Here is an 18375-nt window from a genome sequence, read left to right on the forward strand (position 1 = left end):
GCTTGCGTTACTCTTTTCCTCTCCTCAACCAATAATCGGGCACGATTCTCCTGCTTGCGTTACTCTTTCTCTCTCCTCAACCAATAATCGGGCACGATTCACCTGCTTGCGTTACTCTTTTATTATTCCTTAATTCAAAACGGGAACGTTTCCTTCTCACTCTCAAATCCAAAACAAAAAAACCTGGCTCTCACCAGATTTTTCAATCATCCATCTTCTCTGCTTTTTCCTTTGATACCAACACATTAATATGCTTATAGAGATTCACAAACTCACCAGGGAGCAAACCGCCATATTCTCCATCCAGATTGATTTGCATTTTTTCAGTAGGGTTTACCTTCACGCGATTTGCTTTTGTGTAAATCACATGTGGGTCATTGATATGCTCTCCGCGAATTGCAAGTGTCGCTACCTTGATAAAATCCGCTAAGTTTGCCTTTTTTAAAATTAACAAATCAAACAAACCGTCATTTAACGATGAATCGGGTGCAAGCTTTTCAAAGCCTCCGACGGAATTCGTTAAAGAAACGAGGAATAGCATAATCTCGCCCTCATACAGCTTTCCATCATACTCAATGCTAACCTCGGTTGGTCGAATCGACGGTAGCATCTCCATTCCTTTTAAATAATACGCAAGCTGTCCAAGCATCGTTTTCAACTTACTTGGCACCTCATAGGTTAGTTCAGTTAACCTACCTCCGCCAGCAATATTAATAAAGTATCTATCATTTACCCGTCCAATATCAATTGGAACAGCATTTCCTTCGACAATCACGTCACAAGCACCCTCTATGTTTCGAGGTACCCCAATTGCACGAGCAAAGTCGTTTGTTGTTCCAACTGGAATAATTCCTAAAGTTGGCCGGTATTCCTGTTCAGCCAAGCCATTCACAACCTCATTGATCGTTCCATCGCCACCAGCTGCTATTACAAGGTCATATCTTCTTTCAACCGCAACTCGCGCAGCATTCGTTGCATCTCCCGCAACAGTTGTTGCATGGCATGAGGTTTCATACCCGGCTTTTTCTAACCTTTCCAACACTTCGGCCAGATGTCTTTTAAACAACTCTCTCCCAGAGGTTGGGTTATATATAATACGAGCCCTTTTCATTTTCATCATCCTAAAATAAGATAATCAATCGTCTATGTTACATGATAGCTTATCCAATTGATTTAATCAATTTAGACACTAGCAAAAAAATCCATTTTTTCACAAATACACTTACTTCATCTTATTCAAAAAAAATAATATTAGGTTGCCCTTCCTGTCTAAAATCTTGTAAAAAAAATGCGCTTAGCTAAAACCAAGGCGCACTTTTCCAATTAATTTTACATTTTCTCAACAAGATTCACTGTCACAAGGTCGCTATTAAAAATGGAGAGCTTATAAGTGCCTTCTCCTAGCTTTTTTGTACCCTTGTACAATTTTTCACTAGTGCTTTCCTCATAAACCTCATCAATACCACCTCGTTCAGTTGTATCGACGCTATCCCAGGTCATATTTCCACTCTTTAACTCATTATTGGAAACAGCAGATAATAGAATGTTACTCGTTTCGTTTACATGAACCGATACATTTGACGCCCCGTCCACAACCCAATTGTTTTCAAGGGACCCGGGATAGAGCGAAACATGATTATGCTGTCCCCGAACCTCTAATTGTATCGAACTTGGAACAATAATCGTTGGCTCCATTGTTGTGTATGTAGAAAATGGTCCCGCCCCGTTCGCAGGTTCTTTCAATGTCACGTAGATGGTATCACCAACAACTTTCGTAAATACATAATCCTTTGCTTCAGAAATGATTGGATCTGCTTTTTCATTTACTGTTGCCCGGTACACCCCAAACACATGTAATTCATTTGCAGCCGAGCCTTCGATTTTACTTGTCACTCCATTCGTTTCAAGAACCACACGTTTAATATCATCTGCCAATTTTTCCTCCACAACCGGTAAATCCATTGAACGATGCTCTGCGCCAATTACACCTTGAACCTCATCAATCAACCCTACAGACGACAATAAAGTAAATCCTATCCCTATCGTCCCGATAATCCCTACAAAAATAATACTTAAAAAGTCATATTTTACGATTGGATTTTCTTGTTTTGATAAAAATAAATAAACAACGATTTCAATTCCTAACACTATCAAAATGATTGGCCACCACACAAGCAGTGGCTCAATCATTTGCATTCCCTTTATTTGTGATACAAAAAGGAGAACACCAAGTAAAATCAAAGACAATCCCATTGAAATAGAACCAACACGCCATTTTCTCATTACGCATTCTCCTTCCGTTTTTTACTTCCTACCAAAAGCTTCAAGCCACCACCGATTAACAAGATACAAATGATTGTGCCCTGGAAGTATGTGTAGTAGAAGTGTTGAATATCAATATGAAAGAATCTTGCAACCATTGGGCCTACCGTTGGAAGAACGACATTTACAAGCAAATAGTAAAGCCCTAATGCGATTAACCCAAATCCAACCCATTTTTGCTGGTTTACAATATAGGATACAACAGGAACATCCTCAAGCTCCTCTTCACCATGCTTTGACACCTTCTGGAGAGCATCGAAAAAGCTGTAAAACCAAATAATCGGGATTAAAAACAAGAATAATGACAGACGAAGCACATCTAAAATATAGATTGCGAATAAAAAGGCAGCCATTAGCTGTATACCCCGTTTTTGCAATCCAAGATACAAGTGCCCTGCACCTGGGAAAATCGCTAAAACAGTTGCAAGCGTTTTGCTTTTACGCCCTTGCTCTCGTCTAGTTTCCTCAAAATCCTCTAAAATTGTCTTATCGACCAATTCTTCTCCACGCTGTTTTTTACCTACAAGCTGAACCGCGTCAAACATGTTGTATACCCAAATAACTGGGAGAATTCCAAGAAACACCATAAATGCCCCTTGATTCGTAAATACTGAAATAAACACAACCATCGTTCCTAATCCAAAAAATCCAATAAGAAACGTCAAGCCACGGTTAATCAAGCCAAGCTGAAAATGCCCTAAGCCTGGAATAAAAGAAAGAATAATCGTATAGAATCGATCTGAATCATCAGTTGGGACTGCCATGACCTGGCCTTCCTCTGTTTGGACCACTTGCTGCTTTTGATTATGCTTGTTATTTCGCAACAGAAATATAATCATATCCAAAACATTAATAACCGCTATAAAAAATGCAAAGATAAGCCCGACTACTAAAGGATCTTCATAGCCAACCATCATGAAACTGAAGATTCCTATTAAGATGGAGCCAATCGTTCCCGCTCCATAGAGGAACCCTCTTATTTTTCGATTTACATAAAAATGCCCAACCCCTGGAATAAATGATAGGAAAAATGCTAGCACTGGATTATAACTCATTTTTCTCCCTCCTCTTGATTTGCTCCTAATATGTCAAAAAACGATAACGTCTTTTCCATCAAGCTATCTGTTACGGATTGTTTTTGCTCTGAAAAACTAGATGCCTCTACTACACCGATAATGCCGGTCATACTTTGGAATACCCCGGTCGACATCAAACTCAATGTGACAACTGCGGCAATTCCATAATGGAAAATTGGGCTTTGTAAAAACGTTTTGCCTTGCTTTTCCTTTTTAACAGGAAGCTTTGTGACTACCTCATCTGTAAAGCTATCATTTTCGAGGTCAGGTAACTCCTGAGCTTGGGATTCCACTAATTCCATATAGATTTCTAAACATTGGTTACAGGAAAACAGGTGATTTTCGAGTTCTTCCCGCTTTGCTTCTTCTAACTTATCCTTTATATACAATAACCACTCGTCATTGCTGAAATGCCTCATTTAAAAATCATCCTCCTTCCAATGTTTCTTCATCCAATTTCTGGCTCTATATAGCTTCGTTTCAACTGTTTTTACCTCAACCTGCTGTTCGTCAGCAATTTGTTTATAGCTTTTTTCCGCTATGTAATAGGCTTCGATCACCTTGCGATAATTCGCTGGCATATCGTCTAACCGATTTTTAACCAGCTCTCTTTGTTCTTTTCGTAAAAGTGGAATTACGACTGTTTCCTCAGACGAAGAGAGTGCTGGAAGATCATCCGGCTCAAGAATTATTTCTTGTTGCCGCTGTTTTTTCCGCTTTACGTCGATTGCATGGTTTACTGCAATACGAGTAATCCATGTCTTAAAGCCCTGTGCACTGTATTGGGGGAGTGCATAATAGATCTTTAGAAACACTTCCTGCGCAGCATCCTCGGCATCCTTTTCATGACGTAGAACGGGATAAATGGCCTTGAATACTAGATTCTTATATTTTTCAACAAGTAAGCGAAAGGCATGCTCATCGCCTGCTATTGCCTTCTCAATCAAAACCTTATCCGTCAATCACACTCTCCCCCTTTCTCTCTTGTCTACCCTAATAGACGAACTTACCCCTACTATACCCTACAGTTTTTTTTAAAAAAATTAAAAAAGATTTTTACATAAAAAAAAACCCTCATAAAATGAAGGTCTACTTAACTAGTTATTTATTTCGATGACGTATTTTATAGATCAAGGCTGCGATTAATGTTGATGGTAAATTGAGGGGGCTTCCTTGAAGATTGAATTGTAATTGCTGTTCTTCAAAGGACATGTCCTCGTATGTTTCGTTATGTGTTTTTTTGGTTTTCTTAAATTCTTCCTTTGTTGCCGCTATGTTTTTGTACTGAATCGGAATCATAATTAAGACATAAAGAAGAAGAACACCACCGATTACGTACCAAATAACACCTTCACCCATCATCATATCCTCCTTAGTGAAATACTTATACTTAGTTTACGAATAGCAACATCAGAAGGTTTCATGTGTATAGAAATTTTTAATCATTTCCTCCACACCTTCCGATAATCCACCCTTCCACTACTATCAAGGTCAATATTTTGATAAGAACAATTATCAGGCTTGTATACTATATGGAATCTATGTGTTAAAAAGCGGATAGCATAATTAGATTTCAGGTACTCTTCTATTTGAAAGTAGGTTCTCCATCGGGCAGCATCGTCTTTCACTTCCTTCATCGATTTTATCTGCTGATCAACAAATACTTTCATTGTATCGCTAAAACTTTTGTATAGCATTAATCTCTTCGATTGAATGGTCGTAATGAGTGACAGTAAACGGTCCTCTGTAAGTGCAATCCCTCCTACAAAGAGATCAAATGCTTGAAACGTTTCTGGATAGTCAAAAAGCTGAAGATCAACAATTTCAATTGTTGAGGAGATACCTGCTCTTGTTAATTGTGTTTGTAGAATCTTTGCTTCTCTTTCGTGATTTACTCCCTCTCGAATTTGTTGGACTGCGATTTTAAGTGGTGAGTCTAGCTTGTGAATCACAGTTTGGTTACAACTGTCAGGGGTCTGATATTTCTCTGATTGAGATGTTATAAAACTATGGGCCACTATATTGCCAGATGATGTTTCACAATATTCGTTTAGGTTCACAATTTTATAGATTTGTTCACGTAAATGCCTATGTCTCATTGGTCCATTTTTATGACAGTTAAAGAGTAAAAACTTAGCTCCTTCTTCTATCATGCGTATTTCATTCCAGCTTTGATCTGGTGCAGTCAACAAAAGTGGATTCGTTGCTTCCCATTTAAACAAAGTCGGAGTCTTAATGATCTCAATTTTATCTAGCCAAGGGCGCCGATTAAAATAATCGGTAAAAACCTCTAGTCGGACCATCTCTTCATCATGGCAGGTTAATTGGTACGGTCCGCTTCCAATTGGCATTTTACGAAAGTTCATTTCGTTTGTTTTTACTAGTTCAATTGGAACAATTGAAGTTTTCATACTTGATAAATAGTGTGGAAATAAATAATCAATTGTTCGTAATTGAAATTGAATCAATGTTTTGCTAATCACCTTTATCGAATCTATATTTTCTAATAAAACATCATTAACTGGAAATCTTTCAAATGTCGCCTTTACATCATGAGCCGTTAATTCTCGTCCATGGTGAAATCTTATTCCTTTTTGCAGATAAAATGACCAATTCCTTCCGTCATTACTCTCCCAGAAATGCGCAATGCTCGGTTTAAGCTGATTTGTAGAAGGTTCATATTCTACCAATCTATCAAAAATTTGCTTCACCATATGAGAGTCGTGTCGTGAACGAAGGTTTAACGGATCCATGATTAGATTTGTTTCGTAAAAGGGATATCTAAGGACATCCACCTCTTGTTTACTAATATCCTGATTTGAAGGACCAATATGTGTTAAAAACCATTTTTGAAATTCTTCCCTTTGTCGATCACTTAAAGCTTGAGCAGCGTGAAATGCCTCTTGGTATTTTTCTTCTTTAACATACCGCTTTGCTTTCTGAAAATAAAGCTCGTCTTTTGTAAATAGGAGCCTTATTCTTGGCTTTTTCCCACGACCTTTTTGAAAATCCCATTTTATGTAGCCCTCCGATTCTAAATAACGGAGAATCGTTTTTACATGACGCTCTGAACAATTTAAAAGCTGTGAAATATGAGCGATAGATGTTTTTGTCTCATTATCTATATCAAAATGGTCTGATAACACCAGTAAATGGTCAAAAAATTTCATCTCTACTTCCTCCATAAAAAGGTGAACTACTGTTTTACAATTCATCACTTTTTGTTCATCTTTTTCCATTTTATACTTTTTATAGAAGTTGTTTCAATAGGAGGTATTGGTATGGCTGTAAAAGTACTTGATCAATGGAAAGAAAGCCAAACGCTTTGGAGAAATAAAAACTTCCTACTTATTTGGGGTGGGGCCACGATATCAAATTTCGGAATGCAAATGTATACGATTGCTATCCCTTTATTAATCTATGAAATAAGTCAATCTGCTTTGGCCATGAGTATGATGCGGGCAATTGAATTTTTTCCTAATATCCTTATTGGTATTATAGCCGGGGTCTTTGTCGATCGGTTTAACCGAAAAAAGATGATGCTTTGGACAAGTTTTATACAGGTGATGTCCATGGTAAGCATTGTTGTACTACTCTTCTCAAAAAACATAGAAGTCTGGCACTTATATTTTCTAGGGTTCATTATCTCATCGTCTGGTTATACTTTCGGAAATGCTCATCATTCGGTTTTACCGCAAATCGTAACAAAGGAACAGTTAACCTCAGCAAATGCTAAGCTATCATTTGTTAGTACATTAATCCAAATGGTGGGGCCGGGACTTGCTGGAACTTTATTGGTAGTCTTTTCGTATACGGCAACATTGTCGGTATACACGTTCTGTCTACTCTTCTTATTTATATGTTTACTGTTTTTTCAGCTTCCAGTAACAGCACAAAAAGTAAACTCACAAAACTCAATTTGGATGGATATCAGGGAAGGAATCGATGAACTGATACATAATAAAACCTTGCTAACACCAACAATTACGGTGTTATTCGGTAACTTCTCGGCCAGTCTTGTAATTGGTGTACTCATTTTTTATGTTAAAGACCAACTTGGAGCAAGCTCATCTGAAGTTGGACTTATGTATACTATTTCAGCAGTTGGCGGGCTGCTTGGCGCATCACTAATTAGTCATTTTCGAAAACGCTTTGGAAGAGGAAGCATTTATACGAGTTGTCTACTAGTCGAGGTAATTTCAATGGGCTGTCTGATCTTCGCACCAAATTGGTGGACGATTGGAATCGCCCTTGCCATACGGACATGTGCTACTACTATATCCAATATTGTATACTTTACGATTCGTCAGGAATTTACCCCTAATCATTTGTTAGGCCGTGTCGCCGGAACATCCTCCATGCTAATGAAATTAACAGTTCCTCTTGGTCTATTTATTGCAGGACTCTGGGCAGAATGGTTTCCGATTCCTATTTTATTCGCCATTTCTACATTCATATACCTAATTTTGTTTATCAGGCTTTACTTACATCCCTTTAGGAAGCTTGTGTAATTAGAACTTAACTCTATGAAATTACCCCAAAAAAGGAGCAGCAATTCGCTCCTTTTAATAATTTAATCACACTGATAGAGGTCGTCTGTGGCACATACTGTTCAATATTTCTGCAAAGCGTGTATCGGTAAAACCATCTTACGGTACATGTTCTTCACGACTCCCTTCCGGCGTGTACCGATAGAACCATCTTACGGTACATAATCTTCGCGATTCCATTCAAGCATGTACCGTTAAACCCTTCTTGCGGGACATGCTCACCGCGATTCCCTTCCTGCGTGTACCGCTAGAACCATCTTTCGGTACATGATCTTCACGATTCCATTCAAGCATGTACCGTTAAACCCTTCTTGCGAGACATGCTCACCGCGAATTCAGTAAAGCTTGTACCGATAGAACCCGATTGCGAGACAGCTCATTGTGATTAGTGCACCGAAAGATGTTTCGTCTTAGAAGGAACTCTAGTTACACCCAACCACTACGAAAAAGAGACCCACTCTCCAGTAGGTCCCCTTCTCCAATTAAAGCTTATTCATTTCTTCAACAAGGATTTTGTTAACCATTTGTGGGTTGGCTTGTCCTTTTGTTTGTTTCATGACTTGGCCCACTAGGAAGCCAATCGCTTTACCTTTTCCACTCTTAAAATCTTCGACAGATTGTGGGTTGTTCCCGATAACCTCAACGATAATCTTCGTTAGGGCACCTTCATCAGAGATTTGAACAAGCCCTTTTTCCTTCACGATCGTTTCTGCGTCTCCACCTTTTTCGATTAGCTCTTTGAAAACGGTTTTCGCAATCTTAGAGGAAATTGTTCCGTTCTCGATTAGCTTAATCATGCCTGCAAGACTTGCTGGAGTTAAGGCTATTTCATGTAATTCCTTCTGCTCGGCATTTAGGTAAGCCGAAACTTCACCCATTACCCAGTTTGAAGCTTGCTTTGCATCTGCACCGTTTGCTACTGTTTCTTCAAAGAAGTCCGAGGTTTCTTTCGTAACAGTAAGTACAGCTGCATCATATTCAGGCAGACCCAGTTCTTCGATATATCGCTTTTTACGAGCATCTGGAAGCTCAGGAATTTCTGCGCGTACTCTTTCCATCCACTCATCATCAATATAAAGATCGACTAAGTCAGGCTCTGGGAAGTAGCGGTAGTCATCTGAACCTTCCTTAACACGCATTAAAATAGTAGATTTTGAAGATTCATCGTAACGGCGTGTTTCCTGTTCAATCACTCCACCTTCAGACAAAACTTCCGCCTGGCGAATTTCTTCATATTCAAGACCGCTTCGAACGAACGCAAATGAGTTTAGGTTCTTTAACTCAGTCTTTGTTCCAAATTCTTTTTGACCAACTGGACGCAATGAGATGTTAGCATCACAACGAAGTGATCCCTCTTCCATTTTACAGTCAGATACACCAGTATATTGGACAATTGATTTTAACTTTTCTAAGTATGCATATGCCTCTTCAGGTGTACGAATGTCTGGCTCTGATACGATTTCAATCAATGGAGTTCCTTGACGGTTCAAGTCTACCAATGAATAGCCTCGACCAGAGTGAGTGAGTTTCCCTGCATCTTCCTCTAGGTGTAGACGAGTAATGCCAATTTTTTTCTTTTCACCATTCACTTCGATTTCAATCCAGCCATGTTCCCCAATTGGTTTATCAAATTGGGAGATTTGGTAAGCCTTTGGATTATCCGGATAAAAATAGTTTTTACGGTCAAATTTTGTTTCCTGGTTAATTTCACAGTTTAAAGCCATCGCAGCCTTCATTGCCCACTCAACGGCTTTTTTATTTACAACCGGAAGAACACCTGGGTATCCTAATTCAACGACACTTGTGTTTGTATTTGGAGCAGCCCCGAATTCGTTTGGCGCGCTTGAAAATATTTTTGAATTGGTTTTAAGTTCAACGTGAACCTCTAACCCGATAACTGTTTCAAACTTCATTTTTGTTTTCCCCCCTTACAATTGTGGTTTTTGTTTATGATGATCGGTTGCTTTTTCAAACGCATCTGCAACACGATAAATTGTGCTTTCATCAAAATGTTTTCCGATAATTTGAAGTCCAAGCGGCAGCCCGTTTGAGAAACCACATGGAACGGAAATACCTGGTACACCCGCTAGGTTCACTGGGATGGTAAGAATATCATTCGCATACATGGTAAGTGGGTCCTCCATGTTTTCACCAATTTTAAATGCTGGTGTTGGTGTAGTAGGCCCAATGATGACATCATACTTTTCCAGTACATCTTCAAAGTCTTTCTTGATCAATGTACGAACCTTTTGTGCTTTTTTATAATAAGCATCATAGTAACCTGAGCTTAGTGCAAAGGTTCCGAGCATAATACGACGCTTTACCTCGTCACCGAAGCCCTCGCTTCTCGATTGCTTGTACATTTCAATTAGGTTTTCTGCATTATCTGTACGGTATCCATAACGAACCCCATCAAAACGTGCAAGGTTCGCAGATGCTTCTGATGATGATAGTAAGTAATAAGTAGCAAGTGCATATTTGGAATGTGGAAGTGAAACCTCTTCCCATGTCGCACCAAGTCCCTCAAGAACTTTTAAGGAGTCTAGAACAGATTGACGAACCTCCTCATTCACACCTTCACCAAGGTATTCTTTTGGTACGGCAATTTTTAGACCCTTAACATCACCAGTCAGGGCTGATACATAGTTTGGTACGTCTACATTTGCGGATGTTGAATCCATTGGGTCAATACCAGAAATCGCCTGTAAAAGGTACGCATTATCCTCAACTGTACGAGTCACTGGTCCAATTTGATCTAATGACGATGCAAATGCGATCAAGCCGAAACGTGATACTCTTCCGTACGTAGGCTTTAATCCAACTACTCCACAAAAAGCGGCAGGTTGGCGAATGGAACCACCTGTATCAGAACCAAGTGAGAATAAGACTTCTCCCGCAGCAACTGCTGCTGCAGAGCCACCACTTGACCCTCCTGGAACACGTTCGAGATCCCATGGGTTTTTCGTTACCTTAAATCCAGAGTTTTCATTTGATGAACCCATCGCAAACTCATCCATGTTAAGCTTACCAACCGTAACCGTTTGAGCTGACTTAAGCTTTTGGACAACTGTCGCATCATAGATTGGATCAAAGTTTTCGAGAATTTTACTTGCCGCCGTTGTGCGAAGACCTTTCGTAACGATATTGTCTTTCACACCAATTGGCATACCGAATAATAAGCCTAGATCAGCGCTGTTTCCGAGTGCTTCATCTAATTGCTTCCCATATTCTCTTGCATTTTCCTCATTTAATGTTAAAAAGGCTTGTACCTTATCATCCACCGCGTTGATTTTCTTAAATGATTCCTCAACAAGGTCTGATACTGAAATTTCTTTTTTATGTAAAAGTGAATGTAATTCTGAGATTTTACGATCAAAAAGTGACATCCTTTTTCCCCCCCTTTATTCAATAATAGCTGGTACACGGAACTGACCATCCTTCGCATCTGGTGCATTTTTTAATACTTCTTCAATAGGCAATCCTTCTTTTGCAACATCTTCACGCATTACATTTTTCACGGAAAGAACATGTGAAGTTGGCTCCACATTTTCTGTATCTAATTCATTTAATTGTTCAGCGAACGAAATAATCCCATCCAGCTGTTGTTGGAACACCTTTGCTTCGTCCTCTGTCACAGCTAAACGTGCTAAATTTGCAACATGTTTTACTTCTTCAATCGAAATTCTCGACATTTCCCTTCACCTCCACCGTCCATACCCTTAGGTAATATACTGATAATATCAAAAATTACTCACTTTCGGCAACAATTCCTCCCTCATTCTTCCCGAATTCGACAGGAACCAACGCAAAAATCCGTTTAGGCAGATAATTTTTCTTTTAGATATGGAATTTGTTATAGTAGGATTACAAATTATAGCATTTGGAGTGATAGGTATGGAAAGAATTACTTCTGTCGAACAGTTTAATAAGATTATTCAATCTGAAGGAGCTATTGTAAAATTTGATACAACTTGGTGTCCAGATTGCCGACGCCTAGAAGCGTTCATTGGTGAGATTCTTGAAACTCACAATCGTGTTCCATGGTATAGCATGGACAAGGACGAGTTCCCAGAAATCGCTGAAAAATATGATGTTATGGGAATCCCAAGTCTTCTTTATTATAAAGGTGGAGAAAAGCTTGGCCACTTACACAGTGCAAACGCAAAAACTCCTGAGCAAGTAAATGAATACCTTGAAGGATTAGGAATCTAATCATAAAGTTAGCCGTTATTGCCTAAGTGCAGTAATGGCTTTTTATATTTACTTTCAATCTATTTTTTTAGTTGAACTTTTTTCAGAAAAAGGCTATATATTTGTTATTTTTCAGAAATACTGAGAAAATAGTAGTATAAATTTTAATTGGAAATGGGAGATTCAGTATGAACGTAAAAATCAATCGTAATGCGGCAAAAGTAATGAAGCAAATGCTTGAAAGTGAAGAATCAGAAGGTAAAATGCTTCGTGTTGTCATCACGGAACATCACGGCAACCATGCCCATTATGCTCTTCAATTTGATAACCCAACAGAGCACGATGAAATTGTAAAAACCGATAAAGATGTTGAGGTCCTGCTTGACACGAGAGATGCTGAATTTTTAGATGGCATTTGGATTCAATTTTACTACGTTCCTGAAGAACAATTTGTCATCACAAATCCGAAAAAAGGTCATCACCACCATTAATATTAGGCGCGGAGAATTCTCCGGGCCATTTTTGTTTTCATTCAAAAGGTCAAGAGACCTTACTACCACTTAAAATGACGTTTTTATTATCATTTTCTATAAAATATAAATAGTATGTATGTTTACTGTAAATCATGTCTTTTAGCAAATGATCTATTGTATATTGTTACTAGATTGGAAGCTAGTCAACCAATCCATAAAAATATTATCTGGAGGTATTGTAACCAATGAAAAAGAACTTATTGTTTAAAATTGGCGCTTCTCTACTAGCTATTTTCTTAATGACGGCTTGCAGCAGCGAAGATACGGATACTGAACAAGAACAGCCAGATACTGAACAAAGTGATCAAACAGAGACAGAGGATGAAGCAGAAGAGGAAACAGAATAAGAATTAAGCCCATATTTGAATAACTCCCACTCTACGATAAGAGTGGGAGTTTTATTTTTACAACATTTCTGATGTTGTTTTTGCTTGCATGTGAAGGATTAGGTAATCCGGGCCGCCCGCTTTTGAGTCCGTTCCAGACATATTGAAGCCACCAAATGGCTGATAGCCTACAATTGCACCTGTACATCCACGGTTGAAGTAAAGGTTACCCACGTGGAAGTCTTCCTTTGCCTTTTCGATATTTGCACGGTTGTTTGAAATAACCGCACCTGTTAATCCATATTCTGTGTTGTTCGCAATCTCAATCGCGTGGTCAAAGTCACGGGCTTTACTGAACGCTACTACAGGGCCAAAGATTTCTTCTTTCATGATGCGTGCGTCCTCACGAACATCAGCGAAGATGGTTGGTTGGATGAACCAGCCCTTGGAGTCGTCACCTTCTCCGCCATGAAGTAGTTTTCCTTCGTTCTTTCCAATCTCAACATAGCTCATAATCTTGTCGTAAGCACCTTGGTCATTAACCGGCCCCATATAGGTTGCCTTTTGCGCAGGATCCCCGACTGTTAATTCTTTAGTTAATTCAACAGCACGGTTTAAAACCTCATCATATACATCTTCTACAACAACTGCTCGTGAACAAGCTGAACATTTTTGTCCAGAGAATCCAAATGCAGATGCAACAATTGATTTTGCCGCTAATTCTAAATCTGCTTCTTTATCAACGACAATTGTATCTTTACCGCCCATTTCCGCGATTACACGTTTCAACCAAATTTGGCCTTCATTTAGTTTGGAAGCACGTTCGTAGATTCGTAGACCCACATCACGTGAACCTGTAAAACTAATAAACCGAGTTTTTGCGTGATCTACTAAGTAGTCACCAACCTCAGAGCCACTTCCTGGAATATAGTTAACAACCCCTGCTGGTAATCCTGCCTCTTCAAGAACTTCCATGAATTTTGCAGCGATTACTGGAGTTGTACTAGCTGGTTTAAGTAATACAGTGTTACCTGAAACTAAGGCAGCTGTTGTCATGCCAGCCATAATCGCAAACGCGAAGTTCCAAGGCGAAATGACAACTCCTACACCTAATGGGATGTAAGTAAAACGATTATGCTCAATTGAACGGCTTTCTACTGGAATTCCATCCTTTAATTTTAACATTTGACGTCCATAGTACTCCATGAAATCAATCGCCTCTGCAGTATCCGCATCCGCTTCATTCCATGGCTTACCCGCTTCTTTTACGAGTATAGCGGAGAACTCATGCTTGCGGCGACGAACAATCGCTGCAGATTTAAAAAGAATATCAGCACGCATTTCCGGGCTTGATTTTCTCCATGTTTGGAAAGTTTCATGGGCGACCTTCATAGCCTTCTCAGCTAACTCACGATTTGCTTTTGAAACACGGCCAATCACTTCTTCCTTGTTTGCAGGGTTAACAGAGACGATTTTATCTTCGGTTGAGATACGCTCACCACCAATGATTAGGTCGTAATCATTGCCTAAATAAGCTTCAACAGTTTTAAGGCCGGCCTCAAACGCTTTCTTATTTTCTTCAATTGAAAAATCCGTAAATGGTTCATGTTTATATGGTACTACCATTCTACTTCGCCTCCCTTTGTAGTAAATCAAATGCGCCTCGGCGTATTTGCGCTCAGATTTTTTAGGCCCACACGAGGTGGGTCACAAAGACGTTGCCACAGGAAGTGGCGCTCTTAGTCTTTGATCCTACGCTCGAAAAATTACCCTTTAAAAATCTGTGGCACCCGCCGGAGGCTTTAACTTTATTTAGCAGGAGTAGGAGCTTCTGCTAAATAAAGTTAAACTAACAATATCATTCTACTAAAATAAAGCGCTTTCTTCAAATGAGAATGAACACAAAAAATAAGACCTAACCCAAATGGTTAGATCTTGTTTTCTGCGTTTAATTATAGACGTGTACGGTTGGTTCACTTTCACCTGCATCCCGTATGATGACACTTTCTGCACCACTTTCGGATTCTATATAAACCTGAAGTGAAATATAGTTCTCAAAATGCTCCATGATTAGGCCTGTTACATATTGGGTAAATCCGATTACCTCTGCCTTTCCATAGAATTGCATTGGAATGGTTAACGTGAGCTCCTGTAATTCTTCATCCTTGTAAAAGCCTTTTCCGACAACTGCTGTGAAATTCGGGAAAAAATCCGCAATCGCATCAGAAAAGTTTTGTACCATTAATGAGTCCTCACGATAATTATTTTTCGCCTCTGTTGATGGGAAGAAATAATACTTTTCATTGATGGTTTCCCACTTTCCAATTTTAAAGGAGTTCGCATCTACCTTTGCCTTCATAATAAAGTTCCCTGGAGCAACAGAGCTAGCCGCCTCCTGTTTAAATAGAGCAACAACTATAGGAATATCCCGAATACTTGTATATTCTTTCTGGGTTCGAATTCGGTTAATGATTTCCTCAGCGGCTTTTTTCCCTTCGCTCTCAATATCGGCATTGGATATCTGTACATCCCTTGGATAGCCACCCATTGAAGCAGGAAGATTGTAATAGTGATGGGAGTTCATGCCAATCCCGATGACAATCCCTCCAACCTCTAATTTATCCTCATTATTTTTAATTAAATAATTTTGCTCCGTAATCGCCCCAATATAAATCGGGCTTTTTTGCATCGCCGCTTCATAACCTGGGTCCTCATTTGAGGTGTCAAAAATCGGATTTAGCCCTTCATTTGGCAATTCTTTCACACTTTTTAAATTTTTCGCTTTCGCTTGCGCCACTTCATAGGCTTTTTGCTGAGCATCGGATCTTTTTCGCTTTAACCAGTCTTGAACCGTTTCTTTTTCTAAATACTGCCCTTCCTGGAAAAAGTATTTATTCGATGGGAATTGATCCTGAGCAATTCGCATCAATCCAGTCTCAAATTCATCAATATCCAAACGATTGTTAATATACGCTGAGACAATCCCCCGTGCTTTTCCTGTTTTATAAGGGATAACCGCTTTATAATAGGAATCTGAAATATTATATCTAGGTATGATCGCTTTTTCTGCTTTTTTATCTGAATCCTGAACGACCTCTGTCTCTTGGTCAAATTTCGGGGCACATCCAGATAAGAGAAGCAACAACGCCAAGCCTAGAATGTATAGGTTTCTCACGCTCGAACACCTCTTACTTCCTTAGTTCTTGTACCAGTCTATCCTCATCCCAAATCTCAATTTGCAAATCCTGTGCTTTTGTAAGCTTTGAGCCAGCTGCTTCACCTGCAATTAGAAGATCTGTGCTTTTACTTACACTTCCTGTAACTTTTCCTCCAAGAGCCTCAATCTCTGCTTTTGCATCATTCCTAGTTAATTGCTCAAGCTTCCCTGTGAGGACGATGGTTTTTCCAGCAAAGTAGGAATCACTATCTTCCACTGATACAAGCTTAGGACCCTTGTATTCCAAATTAATACCATATTCACGTAGTTCATTTAAAAGATCATGAACCTCTGGTTGCTCGAAATAAGTGACAACCGCATCTGCCATTTTTTCCCCGATTTCATTGATTGCCGTCAGTTCTTCCAGAGTAGCAGCCTGAAGCTTATCCATTGTTTCGAAGTGCTGTGCTAAGGTCTTTGCAGCCTTTGCCCCCACATGGCGAATTCCTAAACCAAATAATAGCTTTTCTAAGGAATTAGACTTGGATGCCTCAATGGCAGTAAGCAAATTATCTACTGATTTTTCACCCATTCGTTCAAGATTAATTAGTTGTTCGTGCGTCAATGTGTAAATATCAGCAACATCGGCGATTAGTTTTTCAGCAAATAATTGTGAAATAACCTTTTCTCCGAGACCATCAATATTCATTGCATTACGAGAAACGAAATGAATTAAACCTTCCCTAATCTGAGCTGGACATTTCGGGTTGATACAGCGTAATGCTACCTCTGTGTCTAGGCGGACTAGCTCACTGTTACATTCAGGACAATGTGTCGGCATGAAGAACTCCGACTCATCGCCCGTTCGTTTTTCAACAAGAACATTCACAACCTCTGGAATGATGTCCCCTGCCTTTTTCACAACAACCGAATCTCCAATACGGATATCCTTTTCACGGATTAAATCCTCATTATGAAGGGATGCACGCTGAACGGTTGTACCCGCAACACGAACTGGCTCTAAAATCGCAGTTGGTGTAATGACTCCCGTTCTACCCACACTTAATTCGATATCGATTAATTTGGTAACGACCTCTTCGGCAGGAAACTTATAGGCAATCGCCCAACGCGGACTTTTTGCTGTAAAACCAAGCTCATCCTGTTGGTCGAAGGAATCAACCTTTATCACGATTCCATCAATTTCATACGCAAGTGTTGGACGCTTTTCTGTCCATTCCTTAATATAACCAAGGATTTCCTCAACGCTTGCACATTTTCTTCGTTCTGGATTTGTTTTAAACCCTGCTTCATCAAGCATATTAAGGCCTTCACTATGTGACTCAACACCTAAATTTGTTGTATCAGCAATGGCATATAAAAAGATATCGAGATTACGGCTAGCGGCAATTTTCGGGTCAAGCTGCCTTAATGAACCAGCTGCTGCATTTCGTGGATTCGCAAATGGTTCTTCCTCATTCTCAAGTCTTGCAGCATTTAGCTTTTCGAATGATTTTCTTGGCATAAACGCCTCCCCACGCACTTCAATATCAAGTGCCCTCTTTAAACGAAGAGGTATCGAACGGATTGTTTTTAGATTAACGGTAATATCTTCACCAATTGTCCCATCACCACGAGTTGAGCCTTGGACAAAACGCCCTTGCTCATAGCGAAGCGACACAGCAAGACCATCTATCTTTAACTCACACACATAGGAAATAGAATCACCAACTGCCTGTCTAGCACGGCGGTCAAAATCACGTAAATCCTGCTCATTGAATGCATTTCCTAGACTTAGCATAGGGATTTGGTGTTCTACTTTTCGAAAGGATTCGAGAACCTGCCCTCCGACGCGGACGGTAGGAGAATCCCCAGTCTTGAGTTCAGGGTATTCCTCCTCAAGCTGGATTAATTCCCGCATTAACCGATCATATTCTGCGTCTGGTACAGAGGGATTATCCAATACATGGTATTCATAATTGTATTGATTTAAAAGCTCATGAAGCTCATGAACTCTTTCTTGTGCTGCCATTTTGTCCATAGATCCAATCCTCTCCTTAATCAAATGCGCCATAGCGTATTTGCGCCCGATTTTTTTCGAGCTTGCCTCGAAAAATTTCCTTTGAAAAATCGTGGCATCCGCCGGAGGCATTAACTTTATTTAGTCAGGGGTCAAACCCCAAACTGAATTGTTTAGTTCTATTGCATTAGCATTAACTTTGA

The 18375-nt window shown here is 39.5% G+C and carries 17 protein-coding genes; 4 read left to right on the forward strand and 13 right to left on the reverse strand.

Going from position 1 to position 18375, the window contains the following annotated elements:
- Positions 1 to 202 precede the first annotated feature (202 nt).
- The 7 genes from V7112_RS05970 to V7112_RS06000 all read right to left on the reverse strand — a co-directional run bounded on the left by V7112_RS05970 (position 203) and on the right by V7112_RS06000 (position 6568).
- Positions 203 to 1111: a diacylglycerol kinase gene (locus V7112_RS05970; protein WP_335416708.1), complete on the reverse strand. Its 909-nt coding sequence runs from the start codon at positions 1109 to 1111 to the stop codon at positions 203 to 205.
- Positions 1112 to 1329: 218 nt separating this feature from the next.
- Positions 1330 to 2283 (reverse strand): exosporium protein E, encoded by a 954-nt coding sequence (locus V7112_RS05975; protein WP_335416710.1) that lies wholly within the window; start codon positions 2281 to 2283, stop codon positions 1330 to 1332.
- A complete protein-coding gene (locus tag V7112_RS05980) occupies positions 2283 to 3377 on the reverse strand; it encodes a hypothetical protein (RefSeq protein WP_335416712.1) in 1095 nt (364 codons plus the stop codon). Before V7112_RS05980 ends, V7112_RS05975 begins: the two co-directional genes overlap by 1 nt.
- Positions 3374 to 3817 carry a hypothetical protein gene (locus V7112_RS05985; protein ID WP_335416714.1) on the reverse strand — a complete coding sequence of 148 codons (444 nt, stop codon included), beginning with the start codon at positions 3815 to 3817 and terminating at the stop codon, positions 3374 to 3376. The genes V7112_RS05980 and V7112_RS05985 overlap by 4 nt, the downstream gene beginning before the upstream one ends.
- A complete protein-coding gene (locus V7112_RS05990) occupies positions 3818 to 4360 on the reverse strand; it encodes an RNA polymerase sigma factor (RefSeq protein WP_335416716.1) in 543 nt (180 codons plus the stop codon).
- A gap of 139 nt (positions 4361 to 4499) precedes the next feature.
- Entirely contained in the window at positions 4500 to 4757 is a 258-nt protein-coding gene (locus V7112_RS05995; protein WP_335416718.1) for a DUF3949 domain-containing protein, read from the reverse strand.
- A gap of 83 nt (positions 4758 to 4840) precedes the next feature.
- On the reverse strand, positions 4841 to 6568 hold the full coding sequence (locus V7112_RS06000; protein ID WP_335416719.1) for an ABC transporter substrate-binding protein: 1728 nt from the start codon (positions 6566 to 6568) through the stop codon (positions 4841 to 4843).
- Positions 6569 to 6679: 111 nt separating this feature from the next.
- Here V7112_RS06000 and V7112_RS06005 point away from each other — a divergent pair, with 111 nt between their 5' ends.
- On the forward strand, positions 6680 to 7909 hold the full coding sequence (locus tag V7112_RS06005; RefSeq protein WP_335416721.1) for an MFS transporter: 1230 nt from the start codon (positions 6680 to 6682) through the stop codon (positions 7907 to 7909).
- A gap of 521 nt (positions 7910 to 8430) precedes the next feature.
- Here the strand turns inward: V7112_RS06005 and gatB are convergent.
- From gatB to gatC, 3 genes are read right to left on the reverse strand one after another with little or no spacing between them, the layout of a single operon-like run.
- Positions 8431 to 9861 (reverse strand): Asp-tRNA(Asn)/Glu-tRNA(Gln) amidotransferase subunit GatB, encoded by a 1431-nt coding sequence (gatB, locus tag V7112_RS06010; RefSeq protein ID WP_335416723.1) that lies wholly within the window; start codon positions 9859 to 9861, stop codon positions 8431 to 8433.
- Positions 9862 to 9876: 15 nt separating this feature from the next.
- Complete coding sequence (gene gatA / locus V7112_RS06015; protein WP_335416725.1) at positions 9877 to 11334, reverse strand: Asp-tRNA(Asn)/Glu-tRNA(Gln) amidotransferase subunit GatA; 1458 nt, start codon at positions 11332 to 11334, stop codon at positions 9877 to 9879.
- 15 nt (positions 11335 to 11349) lie between these two features.
- Positions 11350 to 11640 (reverse strand): Asp-tRNA(Asn)/Glu-tRNA(Gln) amidotransferase subunit GatC, encoded by a 291-nt coding sequence (gene gatC / locus V7112_RS06020; protein ID WP_335416727.1) that lies wholly within the window; start codon positions 11638 to 11640, stop codon positions 11350 to 11352.
- A 202-nt stretch (positions 11641 to 11842) separates the two neighbouring features.
- Between gatC and V7112_RS06025 the strand changes: the two genes are divergently transcribed.
- The 3 genes from V7112_RS06025 to V7112_RS06035 all read left to right on the forward strand — a co-directional run bounded on the left by V7112_RS06025 (position 11843) and on the right by V7112_RS06035 (position 13019).
- Entirely contained in the window at positions 11843 to 12160 is a 318-nt protein-coding gene (locus V7112_RS06025) for a thioredoxin family protein (RefSeq protein WP_335416729.1), read from the forward strand.
- Between the two features lie 167 nt (positions 12161 to 12327).
- Positions 12328 to 12630: an iron-sulfur cluster assembly accessory protein gene (locus V7112_RS06030; RefSeq protein WP_335416732.1), complete on the forward strand. Its 303-nt coding sequence runs from the start codon at positions 12328 to 12330 to the stop codon at positions 12628 to 12630.
- Positions 12631 to 12857: 227 nt separating this feature from the next.
- Entirely contained in the window at positions 12858 to 13019 is a 162-nt protein-coding gene (locus tag V7112_RS06035; protein WP_335416734.1) for a hypothetical protein, read from the forward strand.
- A 57-nt stretch (positions 13020 to 13076) separates the two neighbouring features.
- Here the strand turns inward: V7112_RS06035 and pruA are convergent, their stop codons facing one another.
- The 3 genes from pruA to ligA all read right to left on the reverse strand — a co-directional run bounded on the left by pruA (position 13077) and on the right by ligA (position 18193).
- Complete coding sequence (pruA, locus tag V7112_RS06040; protein ID WP_335416736.1) at positions 13077 to 14624, reverse strand: L-glutamate gamma-semialdehyde dehydrogenase; 1548 nt, start codon at positions 14622 to 14624, stop codon at positions 13077 to 13079.
- A 322-nt stretch (positions 14625 to 14946) separates the two neighbouring features.
- Positions 14947 to 16173 carry a CamS family sex pheromone protein gene (locus V7112_RS06045; protein ID WP_335416738.1) on the reverse strand — a complete coding sequence of 409 codons (1227 nt, stop codon included), beginning with the start codon at positions 16171 to 16173 and terminating at the stop codon, positions 14947 to 14949.
- A gap of 13 nt (positions 16174 to 16186) precedes the next feature.
- Complete coding sequence (ligA, locus tag V7112_RS06050) at positions 16187 to 18193, reverse strand: NAD-dependent DNA ligase LigA (protein WP_335416741.1); 2007 nt, start codon at positions 18191 to 18193, stop codon at positions 16187 to 16189.
- Positions 18194 to 18375: the final 182 nt, after the last annotated feature.

It is taken from the genome of Bacillus sp. JJ1566 (assembly GCF_036962685.1).
GTDB lineage: Bacteria > Bacillota > Bacilli > Bacillales > Bacillaceae_L > Ferdinandcohnia.

Coding starts and splice junctions, on each gene's coding strand:
- V7112_RS05980 (WP_335416712.1), bottom strand. CDS start 3,377: ATGAGTTATAATCCAGTGCTAGCATTTTTCCTATCATTTATTCCAGGG.
- V7112_RS05975 (WP_335416710.1), bottom strand. CDS start 2,283: ATGAGAAAATGGCGTGTTGGTTCTATTTCAATGGGATTGTCTTTGATT.
- V7112_RS05985 (WP_335416714.1), bottom strand. CDS start 3,817: ATGAGGCATTTCAGCAATGACGAGTGGTTATTGTATATAAAGGATAAG.
- V7112_RS06025 (WP_335416729.1), top strand. CDS start 11,843: ATGGAAAGAATTACTTCTGTCGAACAGTTTAATAAGATTATTCAATCT.
- V7112_RS06000 (WP_335416719.1), bottom strand. CDS start 6,568: ATGAAATTTTTTGACCATTTACTGGTGTTATCAGACCATTTTGATATA.
- gatC (WP_335416727.1), bottom strand. CDS start 11,640: ATGTCGAGAATTTCGATTGAAGAAGTAAAACATGTTGCAAATTTAGCA.
- gatB (WP_335416723.1), bottom strand. CDS start 9,861: ATGAAGTTTGAAACAGTTATCGGGTTAGAGGTTCACGTTGAACTTAAA.
- V7112_RS05970 (WP_335416708.1), bottom strand. CDS start 1,111: ATGAAAAGGGCTCGTATTATATATAACCCAACCTCTGGGAGAGAGTTG.
- V7112_RS06005 (WP_335416721.1), top strand. CDS start 6,680: ATGGCTGTAAAAGTACTTGATCAATGGAAAGAAAGCCAAACGCTTTGG.
- gatA (WP_335416725.1), bottom strand. CDS start 11,334: ATGTCACTTTTTGATCGTAAAATCTCAGAATTACATTCACTTTTACAT.
- V7112_RS06035 (WP_335416734.1), top strand. CDS start 12,858: ATGAAAAAGAACTTATTGTTTAAAATTGGCGCTTCTCTACTAGCTATT.
- pruA (WP_335416736.1), bottom strand. CDS start 14,624: ATGGTAGTACCATATAAACATGAACCATTTACGGATTTTTCAATTGAA.
- V7112_RS06030 (WP_335416732.1), top strand. CDS start 12,328: ATGAACGTAAAAATCAATCGTAATGCGGCAAAAGTAATGAAGCAAATG.
- ligA (WP_335416741.1), bottom strand. CDS start 18,193: ATGGACAAAATGGCAGCACAAGAAAGAGTTCATGAGCTTCATGAGCTT.
- V7112_RS05995 (WP_335416718.1), bottom strand. CDS start 4,757: ATGGGTGAAGGTGTTATTTGGTACGTAATCGGTGGTGTTCTTCTTCTT.